This is a genomic window from Sphingomonas sp. 7/4-4, from assembly GCF_027941955.1.
In the GTDB taxonomy this organism is placed as follows: Bacteria; Pseudomonadota; Alphaproteobacteria; order Sphingomonadales; family Sphingomonadaceae; genus Sphingomonas.
On the sequence record NZ_CP115960.1, the window covers coordinates 3,437,015 to 3,456,071 of the forward strand.

Consider the following 19,057-nt stretch of genomic DNA (forward strand, 5'->3'; position numbering starts at 1 on the left):
GTGAAGGTGCCGAATTGATGCGCGCGTGCGGCGCGGATGGGCCTAGGGTGCGGCGGGGCCTTTCGCTCCCGAAGGACAGGCGATGGCCAAGAGCCAGAAGAAATCGAACCGCGAAGTGCGCAAGCCCAAGGCGGAGAAGGTCAAGACGATCGCCGCCAACGCATCGACCAAGGACAGGCCGGTCGCGATGGTGAACATCAAGGGCTGACGCGCGGGCCGGCGGCGCGGCTCAGGCGCGTTTGGGGCGGTGGACCCCGGCACAAGGCCAGGGTGACAGAACGAGATTTCCGCCCCTAGTCGATCGCCTCGATGCCGGCCGCCTTCAGCCGTTCGAGATGGTCCTTCATGTGCTGGAGCTGTTCGGGCGAATGGCCCTGCCATTCCGGGACTTCGCCGAGGACGCGCAGCGGTGCCTGCGAGCGATAGGATTTGGTCGGGTTGCCGGGGAATTTCTGGTCGGTGAGATTGGGATCGTCGACGAAGGCGCCGGTCGGCTCGATCTCGTAGATGCGCTCGCGCCCTTCCCCTGCGCCAGCTCGGCGCCCCAGATCGCGGCTTCGAGCGTGGCGGAGAAATAGGCCCAGCTCGCCTGCTTGCCGCTGCCATAGTTCGAGCTGTAGCCGGGGCCGATCAGATCGCCGGGGCGAAGATCGGCGCGGGTGCCGTGATAGAAAGGCGGGGTGGCGTCGGCGGCGTAGGTCATGGTTCGCAGTCTAAAGGCTCGCGCGGCGAAATCCACCCGCGCGGGCGCTCTTGACCCTGCATATTCCTGCAGACACGTTCGGCCGGACCGGACAGGGAGCGAAACATGACCAAAAAGCATAGTGGCCGCTGCGCCTGCGGCGCGGTGACGTTCGAGTTCGACACCGATCCCGATTTCATCGCGGTCTGCCACTGCCTCGATTGCAAGAAGGCGAGCGGCGGCGAGGCGGCGACGTGGTTCGGCGTGCCGGCGGACGATTTCACGCTGACCGGCAAGCCGAGCAGTGCCTTTGGCTATGTCGCCGATTCGGGGCAGACGCTGGACCGCAATTTCTGCCCCATATGCTCGGCGCGGCTCTATACGAGCAACCTGGGCAGCTTTCCGGGACTCGTGTTCGTCCAGCTCGGCAGCCTCGACGATCCGGGCGGGATCACGCCGAAGCTGGAGATGTTCGTCAAGCGGCGCCTGCCCTGGGTGACGCCGCTGAACCTGCCGCAGTTCGAAGGCATGCCGAGCTAGGCGGCGAACTGCACCAGATCCCAGAGATTGCCGTAGAGATCGCGGAACACCGCGACCTTGCCGTAGGGCTGGAGCACGGGCGGGCGGGCCCATTCGACGCCGGCCGCGGTGAAGGCGGCATGGTCGCGATCGAAATCATCGGTGGCGAGGAACAGGAAGACGCGGCCGCCCGCCTGATCGCCGACGAAGCGCGCCTGCTCGGGCGTGGCGGCGCGGGCGAGGAGGATCGTGGTGGCGTTTTCAGGCGCGTTCGGCGGGCGGATCGTGACCCAGCGTTTGTCCTGCTCGGGCTGGTAGCTGTCTTCGACCAGCGTGAAGCCGAGCTTGCCGATGTAGAAAGCGAGCGCTTCGTCATAGTCGCGGACGACCAGGGCGATGTGGGCCAGATGGGGCATTATCGTGCTCCTGCGTCCGGGCGCAGCGGCCATCGCCCGTGCTCGATATGGGTGGTCTTGCCGACGATGCTTTCGACCAGCGCGATCGAATCGACCGTCCAGCCGATGGGCGCGATCTTCTGGCTGCCGAGCCGGTCGCCGCGATAGTTGATCGTCACGTGTGGCTCGGGCGTGGTGCCGAGCATCAATGGCGCCTTGTGTTCGAGCAGATGGCGGACGAGCGACGCCTGGAAGCCGCGGGCCTCGGCCAGCGGCGCGCGGGTGCGCAGGGTCACGGCCTTGCGGTTCTCGATCCGGTCGAAGGCGAGCGGGAAGGCCGGGGCGTCGAAACTGTCGAGCGCGGCGATCACCGCCGGGAGCCATTCGGGCGGGGCGTAATGGAGGTCGAACAGCGACATCAGCGTGGCGTGGAGCAGGCCCGCGCCGCGGCCGGGATCGTTGCGTTGTAGCGCGGTGATCTGCGCCTGCACCGGCGGCGGGGGCTTGGCCATGATGTAGAGCGGGTTGCGGGCGCGCATATGGCGAAGCCTAGCAGAGCGGACGTCAGGCGAAAGGTCACACCAGGGTCACACTGGTCAGGTGCCTTGCCGGCGACGGCTGCGCGGGCGGGCGTTGCTCACCGGATCGAGGTGATAGCATTCGTCCGCGAACTCCTCCTCGGTCAGGTCGCCGCCAGCTTCGTGCTTCTTAAGCGCGGCGGCCCCCGCGCATCACGCGCCGCCGCTTGCTCCGCCGCGAGCTCGGCGTCGGACTTCGACCAAGGCTGTTCGCTGAGGAAGTGCGGCAATTTGCCGTCGGCGATATCGGCGAGTTCCAGTTCGTCCGCAAAGGTCTCGGGATCGAGCAGCGCTTCGGGTGGCGCGGGCAGAGCGGGCTCCATCGCGCGGAGACTTTCTTCCAGAACCGGCATGGCCGTCCCCTGGGATCCGGCGCCGGGCGCGCGGGCGCTGCCATAGCGTTCGGACTTCAGGTGGCTGAGCAGCCATTTCAACAGGCCATTATCGTGGACGAGGCGGGTGGCGATGACCTCGCCTTCGCTGTTGAGCACTTCCTGCTCGGTGCCCTCGATCGCGCGTTCGAAGGCGATGTCCTCGATCAGGCCGCCGGCATGATGGCGCGCCGCATCCCAGGCGCGCGCGAATGCGGCGCCATGCGCGGAGCGGCGGAGGCGATAGGCAGTCTCCCGCGACATGCCGACCGCCCTGGCCGCGACATTGACGAGGCCGGTATCGGCGAGCGTCTCGATGAAGCGGCGCTGCTTCTCCTCGGTCCAGCCGTCGAGCCGCTGGCGGCGGCGGACGGGGACCCAGCGATAGTCGGCGGGGTCATAGGGTTCGGGCGGCGGGGATTCGTATTCGCTGATCGCGGGCGGCGGCACCGTTAGCGCATTGGCGCTTTCGGGCGGCGGCGCACGATCGGGCGCGGGCGCCGCATCGGCTGGAGGAAGGGATCGGCGGCACCAGCGGCGCGCGCGAAGGCTGCGGGATCTGATCGCTTGCTCATCTATGAGCTTGGAGCAGACGAAATCCTACATTGGAAGGGATTTTTGGGGAGGCCGAAACGTCGGGGAGAACGGCCACTTTGTACGATTGTAGTAACCGGACCGCCCACTTTTCACGAAAACACCTTTTCGTTGAAAGTGACACGCGAAGTTTGTAGTTCGATGCAATGGACAGAAATGGCTTTGCCCGGAACGCGACGGGTACGTTGATACCGACGATCGGCGGGCGCAAGGCCTTCGTGCCGGACGCGCTGCCGCCGAGAGCGCTCTCGCTGGATCGGTTCCTGCCGGAACTGACGCGGGCGACGCAAGCCGTCGGCGAACTGAAGGGCATAGGGCGGGCAATCCCCAACCCCTTGCTCCTCGTCCGCCCGCTGCAGCGGCGCGAAGCGGTTTCCTCGTCGAGCATGGAGGGCACCTATACGACGCTGACCGACCTGTTCCTGTTCGAAGCAGGCGCGGGCGAGGCCGCCACCCGCGGCGACAATCGCGAAGTGCTCAACTATGTCCGCGCGCTGGAAGGCGCGATCGACGGGCTGGCGGCGTTGCCGATCTCGACGCGGCTGATCCGTGACGCGCACCGCGTGCTGCTGACCGGCGTGGCGCGCAATCGCGGCGCGGCGGTCGACGCGGGCGAACTGAAGCGCGACCAGAACTGGATCGGCGGCGGCGGGCGGATCGACAGCGCGCGCTTCATCCCCGCGCCTCCGGCAGAGACGCCGGGCGCGATGGATACGCTGATGGGGTTCGTCAATCGCGAGGACCGGCCGGCGCCGCTGATCGATGCCGCGCTGGCGCATTACCAGTTCGAGGCGATCCATCCCTTTGCCGACGGCAATGGCCGCGTCGGGCGGATGCTGATCACGCTGATGCTGATCGACAACGGCACCCTGCCCCAGCCGCTGCTGTACATGAGTCCGTATCTGGAGCGGCACAAGGATCGCTATATCGACCTGATGTACGCCGTGTCGCGTGACGGCGCCTGGGAGGAATGGATCGCCTTCTTCCTCGAAGCGGTGGCGGAATCGGCGGCGGAGACGATTGCCGTGGTCGAACGGCTGCAGGATCTGCAGCGCGACTATCGCGAGCGATTCCAGACGGCGCGGCGATCTGCGCTGATGCTGCGGATCATCGACCTGGCATTCGAGCGGCCGGTGCGCTCGATCTCGGATTTCGCGGAGGCGCTGGGGGTGAGCTATCAGGGCGCGGCGAACAACCTCAACGAACTGATCGGGCACGGCGTGGCGGAAGAGGTAGGGGGAACCTATCCGAAGCTGATCCGGTTTCCGGGGTGCTGGAGGCGCTGCAGGTGAATTAGGTACGTGTCCCTGGAATTCTTGCACTTGCCACCGTAACCTCTGAGGGTGGGATTTAGTGTATTTAGTAAACTGGCACCGTAATCCCTCGTAATCCTGAACGTTACAATGCTATGCCAGTTTGCAACTCTACAAATTTATCAAAAGCACTGACAGCTTCGTCCAATTTACCCCGGCGCTCAAGAGAAACAAAATATGCGCATGATCTGGCCTGGCAATTTACGGACTTTTCGGGATTAAATTCGATATCCGTGAAACCGTCTACTTTACTTAGCCTTTTTAGCCAATTCCGTTCCGGGAATATTGAATTAACGTAGAGCCAATCATAAAATACGCTTTTAGGGAATAACGGAAATTTACGTCCTTCGAACTCAAAACCGATTAAATTTCCAGATTCTTTGAGGCGAAAATCGCGCTTTGCGTCACGTGGAGGAGCATCCAAGAGGTCCAGATAAGGACCACCGTGCTCGAAAACTTTGCTTCCTTGGAAGGCGCACTCAAGAGGGACAATCCGGCCATCTCCTAGCCGAACTTTCTGATGAAAGGCGCTCAACCTTCGGCCAATCTCTCGATCAGATTTGCTAGATATTTCAAGAAGATAGGCAATGCCCCGTTCATGTGCCGCCGCGTGCAGTGCGTGTACATTTTTTTGCTTTTGGCTTGGAGCCATGCCGGGATGCCATTTGAATGAAATCGGCACCTCCAACACAAGGCTTTTCCCAGCGAAATTGGGCACAAAGACTGGTCGCTCAGCCATTCGGCATATTCACAATCAATTTGGCCGAAACTTCGTCGGGAATCAGAATCTCGTACTTCTTTGCTATCTTTAGGCGCTCTTGCACAGCTGGGTCCTTCCAGTCGGTCCGCGTGTATATGACCTTCAGATCGAGGTTTGTAATCATCTCCTCGGCGGGACGGGGCTTCGCGTCGGCATGATTTGCTACCATATCAACGATCAAAGCGCCTGGGGTGCGCAATACCTCGGGGGATACCTTTAAGAACAGGCTATCCGCAATTCGCCCCTCTCGCTTGGCGATCCACTCCATGGGGTGGTCACTAAAGAAGCACAGATGGACATAGCCATCCATGCCGCTTCGCCTATCCGCGTCGAAGCTCCACTCGTTGCCGCCTGGCGCTACTGCGATGCGCTTTCGATCCCGCTGAAGGCGCATTGAAAGGAGCCCATCAGCCCTTATCGAGGGCAAATTGCGAGTATCCGTAAAGTGATAGAAGCTAGCGCGCGCCTTTGTGAGAATCTCAATTAGCTTTTCCACGTTGCTCAAGTTGCCCTCCTGCTCGCAGTCAACTTTAAGCTGAAGATATATATTTAGGAAGCGCGTTGCAAATGCTCCCAAGCGCCGATTTTATGGAAGTAGCGTCGGCTACGTACAGTGCGTGGTCAAAGGAGGACTTAAGCGTATCATGGCGGAGAAAGCGTCACTCAATCCCGCTCCCGTCCGCCAGCCCCCATATACAGCTCGCTCCCCGTTTCCTTGAACACCTTGCTCATCTCTTCCATGCCCTTGAGCGCCGCGGCCTTGCTGGCAGCGGCGGTTTCGGCGCCGGTGGGGCCGGTGGCGAGGAAGCCTTCGACGCCCTGGTTCGCCTTGTTGGCGAAGGCGCGGACTTCCTGGCTGATCTGCATCGAGCAGAATTTGGGGCCGCACATCGAGCAGAAATGCGCGGTCTTGGCGCCTTCGGCGGGGAGGGTCTGGTCGTGATATTCCTCGGCGGTGTCGGGATCGAGCGACAGGTTGAACTGGTCGCGCCAGCGGAACTCGAAGCGCGCCTTTGACAGGGCATTGTCGCGGACCTGCGCCGCCGGATGCCCTTGGCGAGATCGGCGGCATGGGCGGCGAGCTTGTAGGTGACGACGCCGACCTTGACGTCGTCGCGGTCGGGGAGCCCCAGATGCTCCTTGGGGGTGACGTAGCAGAGCATCGCCGTGCCGTACCAGCCGATCATCGCGGCGCCGATGCCGCTGGTGATATGGTCATAGCCCGGCGCGATGTCGGTGGTGAGCGGCCCGAGCGTGTAGAAGGGCGCCTCGCCGCAGACCTCGAGCTGCTTGTCCATATTCTCCTTGATCTTGTGCATCGGCACATGGCCGGGGCCCTCGATCATCACCTGGACGTCCTGCTTCCAGGCGCGGTGGGTGAGCTCGCCCAGCGTGTAGAGCTCGCTGAACTGGGCTTCGTCGTTCGCGTCGGCGATGCTGCCGGGGCGCAGGCCGTCGCCGAGCGAATAGGCGATGTCATAGGCCTTCATGATCTCGGTGATCTCGTCGAAGCGCTCGTAGAGGAAGCTCTCCTTGTGGTGCGCGAGGCACCATTTCGCCATGATCGAGCCGCCGCGCGAGACGATGCCGGTGACGCGCTTCGCCGCCATCGGGATATAGCCCAGGCGGACGCCGGCATGGATGGTGAAATAGTCGACGCCCTGCTCGGCCTGCTCGATCAACGTGTCGCGGAAGATCTCCCAAGTGAGGTCCTCGGCGACGCCGCCGACCTTCTCCAGCGCCTGGTAGATCGGGACGGTGCCGATCGGGACGGGGAGTTCCGTAGAATCCATTCGCGGGTGTCGTGGATGTTGCGCCCCGTCGAGAGGTCCATCACCGTGTCCGCGCCCCAGCGGATCGACCAGACCATCTTGTCGACTTCGGCGGCGACGTTCGAGGCGACGGCGCTGTTGCCGATGTTCGCGTTGATCTTGACCAGGAAGTTGCGGCCGATCGCCATCGGCTCGGATTCGGGGTGGTTGATGTTGTTGGGGATGATCGCGCGACCGCGGGCAACCTCATCGCGGACGAATTCCGGCGTGACGTAATCGGGGATCGACGCGCCGAAGCTCTCGCCGTCTCGCGCATATTCGGCGAGGCGTTCGCGGCCGAGATTCTCGCGGACCGCGACGTACTCCATCTCGGGGGTGATGATGCCGCGGCGGGCGTAGTACATCTGGCTGACATTGGCGCCGGGCTTGGCGCGCAAGGGGCGCTTGATCACGTTGGGGAAGGGCTCGACGCCGCCCGAGCGATCGGGGCCGAGCTGGCCGTTATCCTCGGGGCGGACTTGCCGGGCCTGAACCTGCTCGACATCGCCGCGGCCGAGGATCCAGTCGCGGCGAAGCGCGGGCAGGCCGGCCTTGATGTCGATGCGGGCGTCCGGGTCGGTATAGGGGCCCGAGGTGTCGTAGACGCGGACCGGGGGCTCGCCCGAGCTCGGGTCGAGATGGATCTCGCGCATCTTCACGCCGAGCGGCCCGACATGGATTTTGCGCGAGCCGCGAATCGGGCCGGTGGTGACGCCGATTTCGGTCTTGGCGGGGATGTCGGCCATTCGTCTTCTCCAATTGGGGAGAGGACGGTCCGGTGGCGGGGCCGCTCCCTCCCTACGCCGGTGTCAGCCGGATCAGGTTCAGCGGGTCGAGGGCTCCTGCCCTCCTCTCAAGCGCGGCGCGGCGCTCCCCGGGGATGAGGCGTGTCTTAGGCGCAGCGGCGGGGAAGGGGAAGAACGAAAAGAGCGCCCGGTCTTGCGACGGGCGCCCTCTGCCTTGCCGGCGGGATTGCCGCGGGTTCACGGCCCGCCGCTCGACGCGCGGGGCGAAACCGTGCGCGGTTCCGATGCAGGGCCGGGGACGGCCCCGCGACCTTACTTGATCTTGGCTTCCTTGAACTCGACATGCTTGCGCACGACGGGATCGTATTTGCGGAAGGAGAACTTCTCGGTCTGGGTGCGCGGATTCTTCTTCGTGACGTAGAAGAAACCCGTGTCCGCCGTGCTGACGAGCTTGATCTTGACAGTGGTCGGCTTGGCCATGACCCGAAACCCTTGAATCGTTCGAAAAGAAATAGCGGCGCGCGCAGGCGCACCGCTGTCAGGCCGCGGCGGATGCGCGAATCGTGTGGAAAAGTCAAGAAGGCGATGCGGCATCCACCGCACCGGCGCCTCTAATGCTGCTTCTTCGCCTCCGCTTCGAGCGTCTCGACCAGCTTCGCCATGCGCCCCTGCATGCCCGACATCGTCTGGGTCATCATCGCGCGCTGTGCGGCCATGACGTCCGGATCGGACATGATCGTCGGCGCGGTCTCGACATAGAGGCGGCCAGAGGGCGTCCGGAAGAAATTGCCGATGTCGCGCATCTGATCGAGCGTGAAGCGCCGCGCATAGGCCCGCGCCATCGCGTCGAACAACGCCGGCATCGCCGCCTTGGTCGTCGCGATCGAGCGCTCGAATTCCTCGTCCATGAAACCATTCATCGCCGTGGCCAGCTTCGGATTGTCGCGCGCCATGTCGGCGAACATCGGCGCATTCGCCATTGCCTCGCGGGCATTGGCGAGCATTGGCCGTACCATCTGCTCGATCATCGCCTCGCGCCGGTCTGCCGGCATGATCTGTTCGATCAGGGCCTGCGCCGCGGCGAGCCGCGCCGGCTCGGGAGCCGCAGCGACAGGCGCGGTCTGCGCGCCCGCCGGCGCCATGGGGGACAGGACAAGTACGAGTGCGCCTGCAAGCAACCGAAGCATATTCACTCCCATTCGCACCGTGCGACGGGCGAGGTTTACGCGCCTGCCGCCGCGCCCGCCAGCCGCGCCGGTACTTCGGCCGGCATTTCGATTGTCGAGGCCGGGGCGATGCGGCGATAAGGCACGGATGGAAGCGCTCGTTCCCGCCTTTGTGCTGGCACTGCTGGCACAGCCCGGCGACCGGCCGGCGTTGCTCACCGCGATCCTCGCCGACCGGTTTCGCCGACCGTTGCTGGTGGCGCTCGCCGCGGGGCTGGCGCACGGGATCGGTAGCGTGGTCGCCGCACTGGCGGGCGGGGCACTGGCGCCGGGGCTGACCCCCGAGGCGCGGTCGCTGCTGTTCGCGGTCGCTCTGGTGACGGGGGCGTGGCCGCGCTTTGGCGCACCGCGCTGCCCAGCCGGCTCGAGCGTTGGCATTTCGGACCGTTCCTCACCCCGCTGGCGGGCGTGTTCGTGCTCGCATTGGGCGAGCAGACGCAATTCTTCACCTTCGCGCTGGCCGCTTCCGGCATGCCGTGGTTCGCCGCCGCCGGGTCGACGCTGGGGGCATTGGTGGTGGCGGTGGCCGCGGCTTTGCTCGGCGAAGCGCGCTGGACCGCATTGCCGCTGCGCTGGCTCCGTCTTGGTGCGGCGGCGATCTTCCTCGTCGCGGGGGCGGTGATCGCCCTGGGGGCGCTGGACCTGCTCGACTGATCGGCGGCGGCGATCTTTCTCATCGAAAATAGCCGTGGCGGCGCGTGGAGCCGATCCTATATGCCTGTCGTTGGGCTCACGTATCGTTTTCGGAGGACATGATGGCAGATACAAAGGCGGCGCTTCGGACGCCCACGGACCTCAATCGCAACGACACGAAGAGCGTGGCGGACGCATTGAACAGCGCGCTGGCCGATTGCTTCGCGCTCTATTTCAAGACCAAGAATTTCCACTGGCACGTCTCGGGCCCGCATTTCCGCGACTATCACCTGCTGCTCGACGACCAGGCGGCGCAGGTTTACGGCGTGACCGACGCGATCGCCGAGCGCGTGCGCAAGACCGGCAACGTCACGCTCCGTTCGATCGGCGACATCGCGCGCCGCCAGACGATCAAGGACAATGACCAGGAGTTCGTGGCGCCCGGCGACATGCTCGCCGAGCTGCGCGACGACAATCTCAAGCTGGTCGAGAGCTTCCGTGCGGTGAAGCAGGCGGCCGAGGATGCCGGCGACAACGCCACTTCAGGCATCGTCGACGAATGGACCGATCAGGCCGAGGAACGCGCCTGGTTCCTGTTCGAGGCCAGCCGCAAGGGCTGAGCTTCGCGATCCGAGATAGCATAAGGGCCGAGGAGCGATCCCCGGCCCTTTTGTTTGTCACCGTTCGCCCTGAGCCTGTCGAAGGGCGCCGAGCCCACTGGCCGTCGCTTGCGGCGGTGCTTCGACAGGCTCAGCACGAACGAGGAGAGAGCCCCTCTCCGCCGCGTTACTTGATCGCGGCGAGGTCGGTCTCGACCTTCTTGAGCATTTCGTCGGTGAGCTTGCCGTCGGACATCGGCTGCACCGCGCGCAGGCTCATGCCCTTGAACATGTCGTAGGAGGGATGGGTGGTCACGCCGGGCAGATCGGCATCGAGCACTGCCTTGGCCTTGGCATCGGCGACCAGCGCTTCGATCGGCGTGTCGAGGCTGAACTTCGCCGCGGCGGCAGGGGCTGTGGCGGCAGGGGCCACGGCGGGCGCCGGCGCGGTCTGGGCGAAGGCGCCGGGCGCGAGGAATGCGAGCGCGGCGGCGGCCGGAACGATAAGCTTCATAGGTGCGGAACCCTCTTCCCAAGGCCGGGCAAATTGTCCGGCGGAGCGAGCTTAACCGCAACTTCGTGGCAGCGCCATTGCAGCGCCTGAGCGACTCGACATTGCCGCGGCCTGTGGCAGTTTGGCCCCTCGAAGAACCAGCGGAAGGACGTGCGTCATGTATGTCTGCGGCCTCGTCATCCCCGTGCCTGCGGAGCACCTGGAAGCCTATCGCCGATGGGCCGAGAACGGCGCCGCCTTTTTCAAGGAATATGGCTGTATCGAAATCGTCGAAAGCTGGGAGGATTTCGTGCCCGAGGGAAGCAGACCGACTTTCGCCGTGCCGTTGCGGCGCAAGCGGGCGAGAAGATCGTCTTCAGCTGGCAGATCTGGCCGGACAAGGCGTTCTTCGAAGCCGCCGAGGCCAGGATGCACGAAGATCCGCGGATGGACAGTGCCGGCGAGCCGCCCTTCGATGCCCGGCGGCTGATCCTCGGCTGCTTCGAGCCGATTGTCACGATGGGCAGGGGCTGACCGCCGCGCAGCGATCTGCGGCTACCGCCCGGGAGCAGGCCCGAGTGTCAGCAGCCAGAGGTCGGGCGGCGCGTTGAGGCGGAAAGGCCCGCCGCTGGTGCCGAGGCCTGCAGTGACCACGACGGTGCGGCCGCCTTCGCGCCGGATGCCGCAGCGATAGCGGGCGCCGTATCGCGACACCTCCGAGATCGGGCCGAGCAGCGGCAGCAAGACTTGCCCGCAATGCGTGTGGCCAGCGAGGAGCAGCGAGACTTCGGGCGGCATGTTCGGTGCGATATCCGGCGAATGCGTCAGGATCAGCCGCGCGCCGGTCAGGCGACGCATCGTCCGGACGGTCGCCGGGAGGTCTGCGCGGTCGGTGAAGTCGTCGCCGACCACGCCGATGACGAGCGGACCGCGGACGAGCGCGGCGTTGTCCGCAATCGCCACGTTCGCGCGGCGGAGCTGGTCACGCACCGAGGCGGCGCCGGTCCAGTGATCGTGGTTGCCGAGTGCGGCGACCACGCCGAGCCGCGCGCGCAGGCGAGACAGCGGCGCGACCATAGCCGGCCCCAGCTTCGCTGCGCCGTCCGGATCGTGGCCATAGATGAAGTCGCCGGCGATCAGCACGATGTCCGGACGCAGGGCGTTGATCTGATCGACGATTCGATCGAGCCGCTCGGGACCCATCGCTGCAGTGCCAATATGCAGGTCGCTGATGAGGACGGCGCGGATCGGACGCGCAGCCGCAGGCCAGTCGGGAAGCGCGATCGTGGCGGTGCGCACCAATGGATCGCGGCGTGCCTCGGCGAAGCTCCAGCCGATCAGCAGCAGCCCGGCGATGAAGGGCATGCCGAAAAGAAGCCAGCCGGTTCGCCGCCCGATCAACGTCATGCGGTACGACGTGCGCCTGCGACAAGGGATCGCAGCCGCTGGAGCCCCGCGCCTGCCACGATCGCGAGGCCGGCAAAGGCGAGGCTCAGCGTCGCCCCCTGCGTCCAGCCTTCGAACGAATAGACCGGCGTGGCGCTGAGCCACCCGCCAATCGCGCAGAAAGCCGCTATCCCGGAAAAGGCGATCAGCCACGATTTCGGCGCGAGGGCGCGCGTCAGGGCAGCGATCGGAAATCCGACCGCCAAGCCGAATATCGACAGGAACAGCAGGATGCCGATGGTCGCTCCGCCGCCGCCGTCGACATCCAGCGTGCCTTCCAGCCCGTATTGGAAGAACAACCAGATCAGGTTCATAGCAGCGATCGACAGCACCGCGGCTTCAATTCCAATCGCCAGAAAGACAAGCGACAGATTTGCCGGGCTCCGCATCGGGGCAGAAGAGCATTTCGCCGAGGCGCGCGCAATGTCGCGCCCGAATAGACAGGAGCCTGCACGCCGCATCGTGACGGGAGCGCATCGGCGGTTTTATGCGTTGCGCGACCATGCGCGCCTTCGCCGATCTGCTCGATGCCCTGATCTACACGCGCTCGCGCAATGCCAAATTGCGGCTGATCGGCGATTATCTGGCGCGCACGCCCGATCCCGACCGCGGCCGGGCGATGGCGGCGCTGACCGGGAGCCTCGATCTGCCGGCGGTCAAGCCGGCGCTGGTGCGGGCGCTGGTCGAGGAGCGAGTCGATCCGGTGCTGTTCGCGCTGAGCCGCGACTTCGTCGGCGATTCGGCCGAGACGATCGCCTTGCTCTGGCCCGAGCCGGAGGTGCCGCCCAAAGCCGGCGCGCCGCTGACGCTTTCCGAGGTCGTCCATGTGCTCGGCACGATCTCCAAGTCCGATGCGCCCGCGGCGCTGGCATCGATGCTCGACCGGCTCGACGCCGACGAGCGCTTCGCATTGCTCAAGCTCGCCATGGGCGCGCTGCGCGTCGGCGTCTCGGCGCGGCTGGCCAAGACCGCGCTGGCGCAGGCCTTCGGGCTCGATGTGGATGCCGTCGAGGAGGTCTGGCACGGGCTGGTGCCGCCTTACGCCGCATTGTTCGACTGGGCGGAGGGGCGCGGGACCCAGCCGACTCCGGACAATGTGCCGGTGTTCCGGCCGTTCATGCTCGCCCATCCGCTGGAGGAAATACGGGTCAGCCTCGACGAGTATGCCGCCGAGTGGAAATGGGACGGCATCCGCGTCCAGCTCGTCTGCGTCGCGGGCGAGACGCGGCTCTACAGCCGGGCGGGCGACGACATCACCCACAGCTTCCCCGAAGTGGCGCGAGGCTTCGCGACGCCGGGCGTGCTCGACGGCGAATTGCTGGTGAAGGGCAATGCGCAGGGGGCGCCATAGAGAATGGGGGCGGCGCGGGGAGCTTCAACGCGCTCCAGCAACGGCTGGGGCGGAAGGTCGTGCCGGCGAAGACGCTGGCCGAATATCCCGCTTTCGTGCGGCTCTACGACATCCTGTTCGACGGGCCCGAGGATTTGCGCGCTTTGCCCTGGATGGAGCGGCGGGTGCGGCTGGAGGCGTTCGCGGCGCGGCTCGATCCCGAGCGGTTCGACGTCTCGGCGGTGATCGAGGCGAAGGACTTCGCCGCGCTGGAGGAGATCCGCGCCGGCGCGCGCGACGCGGCGATCGAGGGCGTGATGCTCAAGCGGCGCACTTCGCCTTATGTCGGCGGGCGGCGCGCGGGGCTCTGGTACAAATGGAAGCGCGACCCGCTGATCGCCGATTGCGTGCTGATGTATGCGCAGCGCGGGAGCGGCAAGCGCAGCTCCTTTTATTCGGACTATACGTTCGGCGCATGGACGCAGGAGGGCGAGCTGCTCCCGGTCGGCAAGGCCTATTTCGGCTTCACCGACGAAGAGCTCAAATGGCTCGATCACCATGTGCGCAACCATACGGTCAATCGCTTCGGCCCGGTGCGCGAGACCGACAAGTCGCTGGTGCTCGAAGTGGCATTCGATTCGATCCACGAATCGAAGCGCCACAAATCGGGGCTGGCGATGCGCTTTCCGCGGATCAGCCGTATCCGCAACGACAAGCCGGCAAGCGAGGCGGATACGATCGAGGGGTTGCGGCGGCTGGCGACCTGACCGAGGGAAGGGCGATGGAGACCGCCCTGATCGCTCCCGCGATGATGATCGCCTCCGGATCGATCCACGCCGTGGTCAATGCGATCCTGAAGGGCGGCAAGGACAAGATGGCCGGCCGCGCGACGATCGACGGGTCGAGCGCCGTGCTGATGCTTCCCGCGACATTGCTGGTGCCGCTGCCCGACGGCGCATGGGGCTGGCTGTTCGCGACGGCGTTTCTGCACTGCGCCTATCTCTACGCGCTGGTCCGCGCGCTCGAGGCGAGCGACTTTTCCGCGGCCTATCCGATCCTGCGCGGCACCGCGCCGCTGGTGACCGCCGCCGTCGCGATCGGGCTGCTCGGCGAAGCGGCCGGCGCGCGCGAGATCGCGGGAATCGCGCTGATCGGCGCGGCGATGTTCGTGATGGTCAGCGGGCGCCATATCAGCCGACAGGGGCTGGGCTGGGCGCTGTTCACCGGGTTCACGATCGCCGGCTACACGGTGATCGACGCGCAGGGCGTGCGCGCGGCGCCGACTCCGGTGAGCTACATCGTGTGGATGTTCGTGCTGATGGGCACCCTGACCGTGACGATGTTCGCATTGCTGTCACGCGGGCGCATCTTCGCTTCGGCGCGGACGCAGTGGCGGGCGGGCGCCGCGGCGGGGCGCTTTCGATCCTGACCTATGGCCTCGCGCTCAGTGCCTTCGCGCTGGGGCCGACCGCACCGCTCGCGGCGCTGCGCGAGACGGGCATGGTGACCGCGCTGCTGATCGCGACGTTCGTGCTGAAGGAGCGCGTGACTGCGGGGCGGGCCGTGGGCGTGGCGGGGATCCTTGGCGGGGCGGTGCTGATCCTGACGCGGTGATGGCGACTCCATCAAGAGGCAATGAACTTCCAGCCCGCTCGCGTTGTTTTTGATCGATGGCACGGGAGGAAGACGCTTTCCCCGGATTTGAATCCATCTCGGTCGATTCCGGCCGAGGGTCGGTCTTCATTCGCCGGGGTGGTGCCGGACCGCCCGTGCTTCTGCTGCATGGCTTTCCCGAAACCGGTTTGATGTGGCACCGGGTCGCCTCGCTGCTCGCCGACGCGTTCACATTGGTCGTCGCCGACCTGCCGGGATACGGGCGCAGCAGCTGCCCCGGGACAGCGACCATCACGCTTCCATGTCGAAGCGCGAACTGGCTGCGACGCTGACAGATGCGATGCGGATCGCCGGGTACGAACGCTTCGCAGTCGTCGGGCATGACCGCGGTGGCCGCGTCGCGTATCGGGCGGCGCTCGATCACCCCGCACGCATATCGCATGTCGTGGTGCTCGACATGGTCCCGACCTACGACGTGTGGGACCGCGCCGATGCCCGGCTCGCCCTCGCTTTCTGGCCGTTTTCGCTGCTCGCACAGCCGGCGCCGCTTCCGGAGCGCCTCATAGCGGCAGCGCCCGATGCCGTTGTCGACAATGCGATCGCCGAATGGGGATCATCGCCGGACGCATTTCCCGCCTGGCTTCGCGCGGCATATGTCGATGCATTGCGCGATCCCGCCCGCGTCCACGCCATCTGTGAGGAATATCAGGCCGCCGCCGGCATAGACCGGGAAATCGATCGCGCCGATCTCGACGCGAATCGTCGCATCATCTGTCCGCTGCTGGCGCTCTGGAGCGATCGCGGAGGGCTCGCGCGCTGGTACGAAGATGCGGGTGGGCCCCTGGGCTTGTGGCGGCACTGGGCCGACGACGTGCAGGGTCAATCGGTATCGGGGGACACTTCTTCCCCGAAGAAGATCCGGCAACCACTGCCAGGCTCATCCGCGCCTTTCTGGAGAGCGAGAGCCACCGCCAAAGCGCACGGAACCGCGACCCGGTTGAGTTCCCAAAGCAAAAGGGCCGGAGGTTTCCCTCCGGCCCTTTCGTGTGTCTGTCAGCTAAGGCTCAGCTGCCCGGCGTCAGGTTCACTGCCGCGTACTTGCCGCGGCGATCGACTTCGAGCTCGAACTCGAGACGGTCGCCTTCGTTGAGCGTCGGCATGCCGGCGCGCTCGACGGCGCTGATGTGGACGAATGCGTCAGGCTGTCCGTCATCGCGCTGGATGAAGCCGAAGCCCTTCATCGCGTTGAAGAACTTGACCGTTCCGGTCGCCTTCTCGCCGGTCAGCTGGCGCTGCGGGCCACCGGCACCGCCGGCGCCGCCACGCGGCGCTTCGCGATCGCGCGGGGGACCCGAATCGGTCACCGGCATCGGCTCGCCGTCGATCTTGAGATCGGTCGCCGAGATGCGGCCGCCGCGATCGACGAGCGTGAAGCCCATCGGCTGGCCTTCCGCGAGACCGGTCAGGCCGGCCTGCTCGACTGCCGAAATGTGCACGAACACGTCCTCGCCGCCGTCATCGCGAACGACGAAGCCGAAGCCCTTTTGTGCGTTGAAGAATTTTACGACACCCGTCGCCTCGCCGACGACCTGGGGGGCATTCCGCCGCCACCGCCGCCGCCACCGCCGCGGAAACCACCGCCGCCGCCGCCGCTGAAGCCGCCGCCACCACCGCCGCGATAGCCACCGCCACCGCCACCGCCGCTGAAGCCGCCACCACCGCCGCCGAAGCCGCCGCGATCACCACCGAAGCTGCTACCGCCGCCGAAGCCGCCGCGGTCGCCGCCGAAGCTGCTACCGCCGCCGAAACCGCCGCCACCTTCGTCGCCAAAACCGTCGCGCTTGTCTCTGCCGCGCCCGCCGCGATCACCGCGGCGCCCTCGATCAAAACTCATGCCCTGTTCGTCTTCCCGGTTCGCCCTTACTCCAATCAAAACCCAAGCGTCGGACGAAAAACGCAGGTGTCCGGGCACAAAAAACAGCGCCACGGAATCGGCCATAGCCCAAAATCGGACAGAGCGCGAACGAAAATCGTCTTGATTAGGGCAGATTCATGGAGTCGGCGGCGCTTGCGCCACGCCTCGTCGCACGGCACAGCTTGCGGGATATGGAGAACATCCTCGAACTGCTCGCCAGCCCGGCCGCCTGGGCCGCGCTCGTCACGCTGATCGTGATGGAAGTGGTGCTCGGCATCGACAACCTCATCTTCATTTCGATCCTGTCGAACAAATTGCCCGAGGAGCAGCGTCGGAAAGCGCGGCGAATCGGCATCAGCCTGGCGCTGGTGATGCGGCTGGCGCTGCTGACGATGATCGCGTGGATCGTCGGGCTCACCGCGCCGGTGTTCGACCTGGGCATCGTCGGGCCGCTCTCGCACGGCGAACCCGCCTTCGAAACCCAATTCTCGTGGCGCGACCTGATCCTGCTGGCAGGCGGGCTGTTCCTGATGTGGAAGGCGACGACCGAGATCCATCATTCGGTCGATTCGGACGCGCACGATACCGGCGACCTGCTCGACAAGAAGAAGCTGGTGTCGATGACCTTCACGGCCGCGATCGTCCAGATCCTGCTGCTCGACATCGTCTTCTCGATCGATTCGATTCTCACCGCGGTCGGCATGACCGAGCATGTCGAGATCATGTACGTCGCCGTCGTCGTCGCCGTGACGGTGATGCTGTTCGCCGCCGATCCGCTCGCCAATTTCATCAACCGCAATCCGACGGTGGTGATGCTCGCTCTGGGCTTCCTGCTGATGATCGGCATGGTGCTGATCGCCGAGGCGTTCGGCGCGCATGTGCCCAAGGGCTATATCTACACCGCGATGGCCTTCTCGGCGGCGGTCGAAGGGCTCAACATCTGGTCGCGGCGCGCCAAGGACAGGAAGGCGGCGCGAGCCTCGGGGGAAGCGCCTTGATTCCTCTCCCCGTGGGAGAGGTAGCGAAGCTTGGCAGCTTGCTGCCTAGCGGAGCTAGGTGAGGGTGTCCTGCCATCGAGAGGGCGATCCCTCACCCAGCTCCGACTAAGGCTCGGCTACGCCGAACCCAAGTCTGCGCAACCCTCTCCCGACGGGAGAGGGAAGTGAAGGCATTGAGGCGCGCGGCGAACAAGTCTAGGCGGCTGCCATGACCGTGCATTTCCATGAAGAAGACCTGCCCGAAGGCGTGTTCGCCCCCGGCGCGTCGATCGCCGTCGATACCGAGACCATGGGGCTGATCACGCCGCGCGACCGGCTGTGCGTCATCCAGCTCTCCGACGGCAGCGGCGACGAGCATCTCGTCCGATTCGGGCCGCGCTCTTCCTATGAAGCGCCCAATTTGCGGGAACTGCTCGGCGATCCCGACCGATTGAAGCTCTATCATTTCGCGCGGTTCGACCTCGCGGCGATCCGCTTCTATCTCGGCGTCACCGCCGCGCCGGTCTATTGCACCAAGATCGCCTCGCGGCTGGTGCGCACCTATACCGACCGGCATGGCCTCAAGGATCTGGTCCGCGAGCTGCTGGGGCAGGAAATCTCGAAGCAGCAGCAGTCCTCCGACTGGGGCGGCCCCGAGCTTTCGGACGCCCAGAAGGAATATGCCGCGTCGGACGTGCGCTATCTGCATGCGATGAAATTGGAACTCGACAAGCGTCTCGAGCGTGAAGGCCGCATGCCGCTCGCCCAGGCCGCTTTCGACTTCCTCCCTGGCGGGCGGAGCTGGATCTCGCCGGCTGGCCCGAGGTGGACATCTTTGCGCATATTTGATTCCACGATGCCGCACCGGCCCGCTCCCCCACCCGGCCTCCCACAGGATGCTGGCGCTGGGAGGCCGGGTGGGGAGCGGGCTGGCACCGCCGGCCTCAAAGGCGCCTCCATGTCTGAAGTCGCGGCGCGCCTTCGTTCGCAGAAGCGCGGCTGGGCGCATCCCGGCAGCAGCCACGATCGCATCGTGCGGCTGGGGCTGATCATCT

Annotated in this window: 20 protein-coding genes and 8 pseudogenes; 14 read left to right on the forward strand and 14 right to left on the reverse strand. The window is 65.6% G+C overall.

The window, feature by feature from the left end:
• The first annotated feature begins 82 nt into the window (after positions 1–82).
• Positions 83–208, forward strand: a complete 126-nt coding sequence (locus PIB19_RS17520; protein ID WP_271238363.1) for a hypothetical protein — start codon at positions 83–85, stop codon at positions 206–208.
• An 85-nt stretch (positions 209–293) separates the two neighbouring features.
• Here the strand turns inward: PIB19_RS17520 and arr are convergent.
• Positions 294–703, reverse strand: a pseudogene (gene arr, locus PIB19_RS17525) (NAD(+)--rifampin ADP-ribosyltransferase).
• Positions 704–808: 105 nt separating this feature from the next.
• Here arr and PIB19_RS17530 point away from each other — a divergent pair.
• Positions 809–1,222, forward strand: a complete 414-nt coding sequence (locus PIB19_RS17530; RefSeq protein WP_271238364.1) for a GFA family protein — start codon at positions 809–811, stop codon at positions 1,220–1,222.
• Here PIB19_RS17530 and PIB19_RS17535 read toward each other — a convergent pair.
• The 3 genes from PIB19_RS17535 to PIB19_RS17545 all read right to left on the reverse strand — a co-directional run bounded on the left by PIB19_RS17535 (position 1,219) and on the right by PIB19_RS17545 (position 2,995).
• Positions 1,219–1,617, reverse strand: a complete 399-nt coding sequence (locus PIB19_RS17535; protein WP_271238365.1) for a VOC family protein — start codon at positions 1,615–1,617, stop codon at positions 1,219–1,221. The two genes, PIB19_RS17530 and PIB19_RS17535, sit on opposite strands and share 4 nt — an antisense overlap.
• The gene (locus PIB19_RS17540; RefSeq protein ID WP_271238366.1) at positions 1,617–2,135 is read right to left on the reverse strand and encodes a 2'-5' RNA ligase family protein; all 519 of its coding nucleotides are present in this window, start codon (positions 2,133–2,135) and stop codon (positions 1,617–1,619) included. The genes PIB19_RS17535 and PIB19_RS17540 overlap by 1 nt, the downstream gene beginning before the upstream one ends.
• 143 nt (positions 2,136–2,278) lie before the next feature.
• Positions 2,279–2,995: a hypothetical protein gene (locus PIB19_RS17545; protein ID WP_271238367.1), complete on the reverse strand. Its 717-nt coding sequence runs from the start codon at positions 2,993–2,995 to the stop codon at positions 2,279–2,281.
• A gap of 290 nt (positions 2,996–3,285) precedes the next feature.
• Between PIB19_RS17545 and PIB19_RS17550 the strand changes: the two genes are divergently transcribed.
• A complete protein-coding gene (locus PIB19_RS17550; RefSeq protein ID WP_271238368.1) occupies positions 3,286–4,431 on the forward strand; it encodes a Fic family protein in 1,146 nt (381 codons plus the stop codon).
• Between the two features lie 106 nt (positions 4,432–4,537).
• Here PIB19_RS17550 and PIB19_RS17555 read toward each other — a convergent pair whose 3' ends face one another.
• From PIB19_RS17555 to PIB19_RS17575, 5 genes and pseudogenes are all read right to left on the reverse strand, one after another.
• On the reverse strand, positions 4,538–5,191 hold the full coding sequence (locus tag PIB19_RS17555) for a DarT1-associated NADAR antitoxin family protein (RefSeq protein ID WP_271238369.1): 654 nt from the start codon (positions 5,189–5,191) through the stop codon (positions 4,538–4,540).
• Positions 5,184–5,708, reverse strand: a complete 525-nt coding sequence (locus PIB19_RS17560) for a DarT ssDNA thymidine ADP-ribosyltransferase family protein (RefSeq protein ID WP_271241026.1) — start codon at positions 5,706–5,708, stop codon at positions 5,184–5,186. The genes PIB19_RS17555 and PIB19_RS17560 overlap by 8 nt, the downstream gene beginning before the upstream one ends.
• A 167-nt stretch (positions 5,709–5,875) precedes the next feature.
• Positions 5,876–7,769 (reverse strand): annotated as a pseudogene (gene thiC, locus PIB19_RS17565) (phosphomethylpyrimidine synthase ThiC).
• 312 nt (positions 7,770–8,081) lie between these two features.
• Positions 8,082–8,249 carry a 50S ribosomal protein L33 gene (rpmG, locus tag PIB19_RS17570; protein ID WP_025560997.1) on the reverse strand — a complete coding sequence of 56 codons (168 nt, stop codon included), beginning with the start codon at positions 8,247–8,249 and terminating at the stop codon, positions 8,082–8,084.
• 131 nt (positions 8,250–8,380) lie between these two features.
• Entirely contained in the window at positions 8,381–8,956 is a 576-nt protein-coding gene (locus tag PIB19_RS17575; protein WP_271238370.1) for a DUF2059 domain-containing protein, read from the reverse strand.
• Positions 8,957–9,083: 127 nt separating this feature from the next.
• Between PIB19_RS17575 and PIB19_RS17580 the strand changes: the two are divergent.
• From PIB19_RS17580 to PIB19_RS17590, 3 genes and pseudogenes are all read left to right on the forward strand, one after another.
• A pseudogene (locus PIB19_RS17580) lies at positions 9,084–9,248 on the forward strand (TMEM165/GDT1 family protein); the annotation flags it as partial.
• 74 nt (positions 9,249–9,322) lie between these two features.
• Positions 9,323–9,649, forward strand: coding sequence for a TMEM165/GDT1 family protein (locus tag PIB19_RS17585; protein ID WP_271238371.1), 327 nt, complete (start codon positions 9,323–9,325; stop codon positions 9,647–9,649).
• 101 nt (positions 9,650–9,750) lie between these two features.
• The gene (locus PIB19_RS17590) at positions 9,751–10,248 is read left to right on the forward strand and encodes a Dps family protein (protein WP_271238372.1); all 498 of its coding nucleotides are present in this window, start codon (positions 9,751–9,753) and stop codon (positions 10,246–10,248) included.
• Between the two features lie 166 nt (positions 10,249–10,414).
• Here the strand turns inward: PIB19_RS17590 and PIB19_RS17595 are convergent, their stop codons facing one another.
• Positions 10,415–10,741, reverse strand: coding sequence for a hypothetical protein (locus tag PIB19_RS17595; protein WP_271238373.1), 327 nt, complete (start codon positions 10,739–10,741; stop codon positions 10,415–10,417).
• A gap of 157 nt (positions 10,742–10,898) precedes the next feature.
• Here PIB19_RS17595 and PIB19_RS17600 point away from each other — a divergent pair.
• A pseudogene (locus tag PIB19_RS17600) lies at positions 10,899–11,137 on the forward strand (DUF1428 domain-containing protein); the annotation flags it as partial.
• A 138-nt stretch (positions 11,138–11,275) separates the two neighbouring features.
• On the opposite strand, the gene PIB19_RS17605 reads toward PIB19_RS17600, so the two are convergent.
• Together PIB19_RS17605 and PIB19_RS17610 are read right to left on the reverse strand one after the other, a co-directional pair.
• Positions 11,276–12,127: a metallophosphoesterase gene (locus tag PIB19_RS17605; protein ID WP_271238374.1), complete on the reverse strand. Its 852-nt coding sequence runs from the start codon at positions 12,125–12,127 to the stop codon at positions 11,276–11,278.
• Positions 12,124–12,480 carry a hypothetical protein gene (locus PIB19_RS17610; protein WP_271238375.1) on the reverse strand — a complete coding sequence of 119 codons (357 nt, stop codon included), beginning with the start codon at positions 12,478–12,480 and terminating at the stop codon, positions 12,124–12,126. The genes PIB19_RS17605 and PIB19_RS17610 overlap by 4 nt, the downstream gene beginning before the upstream one ends.
• 188 nt (positions 12,481–12,668) lie before the next feature.
• Between PIB19_RS17610 and PIB19_RS17615 the strand changes: the two are divergent.
• From PIB19_RS17615 to PIB19_RS23740, 5 genes and pseudogenes are all read left to right on the forward strand, one after another.
• Positions 12,669–14,263, forward strand: a pseudogene (locus PIB19_RS17615) (cisplatin damage response ATP-dependent DNA ligase).
• A 14-nt stretch (positions 14,264–14,277) separates the two neighbouring features.
• Positions 14,278–14,925 (forward strand): hypothetical protein, encoded by a 648-nt coding sequence (locus PIB19_RS17620; RefSeq protein WP_271238376.1) that lies wholly within the window; start codon positions 14,278–14,280, stop codon positions 14,923–14,925.
• Entirely contained in the window at positions 14,886–15,110 is a 225-nt protein-coding gene (locus PIB19_RS17625; protein WP_271238377.1) for a hypothetical protein, read from the forward strand. The genes PIB19_RS17620 and PIB19_RS17625 overlap by 40 nt, the downstream gene beginning before the upstream one ends.
• A gap of 155 nt (positions 15,111–15,265) precedes the next feature.
• On the forward strand, positions 15,266–15,442 hold the full coding sequence (locus PIB19_RS17630; protein ID WP_271238378.1) for an alpha/beta fold hydrolase: 177 nt from the start codon (positions 15,266–15,268) through the stop codon (positions 15,440–15,442).
• 8 nt (positions 15,443–15,450) lie between these two features.
• Positions 15,451–15,537: pseudogene (locus PIB19_RS23740) on the forward strand (hypothetical protein); the annotation flags it as partial.
• 186 nt (positions 15,538–15,723) lie between these two features.
• Here the strand turns inward: PIB19_RS23740 and PIB19_RS17635 are convergent.
• Both PIB19_RS17635 and PIB19_RS17640 read right to left on the reverse strand, forming a co-directional pair.
• Positions 15,724–15,993 carry a hypothetical protein gene (locus PIB19_RS17635; RefSeq protein WP_271238379.1) on the reverse strand — a complete coding sequence of 90 codons (270 nt, stop codon included), beginning with the start codon at positions 15,991–15,993 and terminating at the stop codon, positions 15,724–15,726.
• A 181-nt stretch (positions 15,994–16,174) separates the two neighbouring features.
• Positions 16,175–17,004: pseudogene (locus tag PIB19_RS17640) on the reverse strand (cold-shock protein).
• Positions 17,005–17,216: 212 nt separating this feature from the next.
• Here PIB19_RS17640 and PIB19_RS17645 point away from each other — a divergent pair.
• On the forward strand, positions 17,217–18,023 hold the full coding sequence (locus tag PIB19_RS17645) for a TerC family protein (RefSeq protein ID WP_271238380.1): 807 nt from the start codon (positions 17,217–17,219) through the stop codon (positions 18,021–18,023).
• A 208-nt stretch (positions 18,024–18,231) separates the two neighbouring features.
• Positions 18,232–18,851: pseudogene (locus PIB19_RS17650) on the forward strand (ribonuclease D).
• Positions 18,852–19,057 lie beyond the last annotated feature (206 nt).

Coding starts and splice junctions, on each gene's coding strand:
- PIB19_RS17520 (WP_271238363.1), top strand. CDS start 83: ATGGCCAAGAGCCAGAAGAAATCGAACCGCGAAGTGCGCAAGCCCAAG.
- PIB19_RS17530 (WP_271238364.1), top strand. CDS start 809: ATGACCAAAAAGCATAGTGGCCGCTGCGCCTGCGGCGCGGTGACGTTC.
- PIB19_RS17535 (WP_271238365.1), bottom strand. CDS start 1,617: ATGCCCCATCTGGCCCACATCGCCCTGGTCGTCCGCGACTATGACGAA.
- PIB19_RS17540 (WP_271238366.1), bottom strand. CDS start 2,135: ATGCGCGCCCGCAACCCGCTCTACATCATGGCCAAGCCCCCGCCGCCG.
- PIB19_RS17550 (WP_271238368.1), top strand. CDS start 3,286: ATGGACAGAAATGGCTTTGCCCGGAACGCGACGGGTACGTTGATACCG.
- PIB19_RS17555 (WP_271238369.1), bottom strand. CDS start 5,191: ATGGCTGAGCGACCAGTCTTTGTGCCCAATTTCGCTGGGAAAAGCCTT.
- rpmG (WP_025560997.1), bottom strand. CDS start 8,249: ATGGCCAAGCCGACCACTGTCAAGATCAAGCTCGTCAGCACGGCGGAC.
- PIB19_RS17575 (WP_271238370.1), bottom strand. CDS start 8,956: ATGCTTCGGTTGCTTGCAGGCGCACTCGTACTTGTCCTGTCCCCCATG.
- PIB19_RS17590 (WP_271238372.1), top strand. CDS start 9,751: ATGGCAGATACAAAGGCGGCGCTTCGGACGCCCACGGACCTCAATCGC.
- PIB19_RS17595 (WP_271238373.1), bottom strand. CDS start 10,741: ATGAAGCTTATCGTTCCGGCCGCCGCCGCGCTCGCATTCCTCGCGCCC.
- PIB19_RS17605 (WP_271238374.1), bottom strand. CDS start 12,127: ATGACGTTGATCGGGCGGCGAACCGGCTGGCTTCTTTTCGGCATGCCC.
- PIB19_RS17610 (WP_271238375.1), bottom strand. CDS start 12,480: ATGAACCTGATCTGGTTGTTCTTCCAATACGGGCTGGAAGGCACGCTG.
- PIB19_RS17620 (WP_271238376.1), top strand. CDS start 14,278: ATGGAGACCGCCCTGATCGCTCCCGCGATGATGATCGCCTCCGGATCG.
- PIB19_RS17645 (WP_271238380.1), top strand. CDS start 17,217: ATGGAGAACATCCTCGAACTGCTCGCCAGCCCGGCCGCCTGGGCCGCG.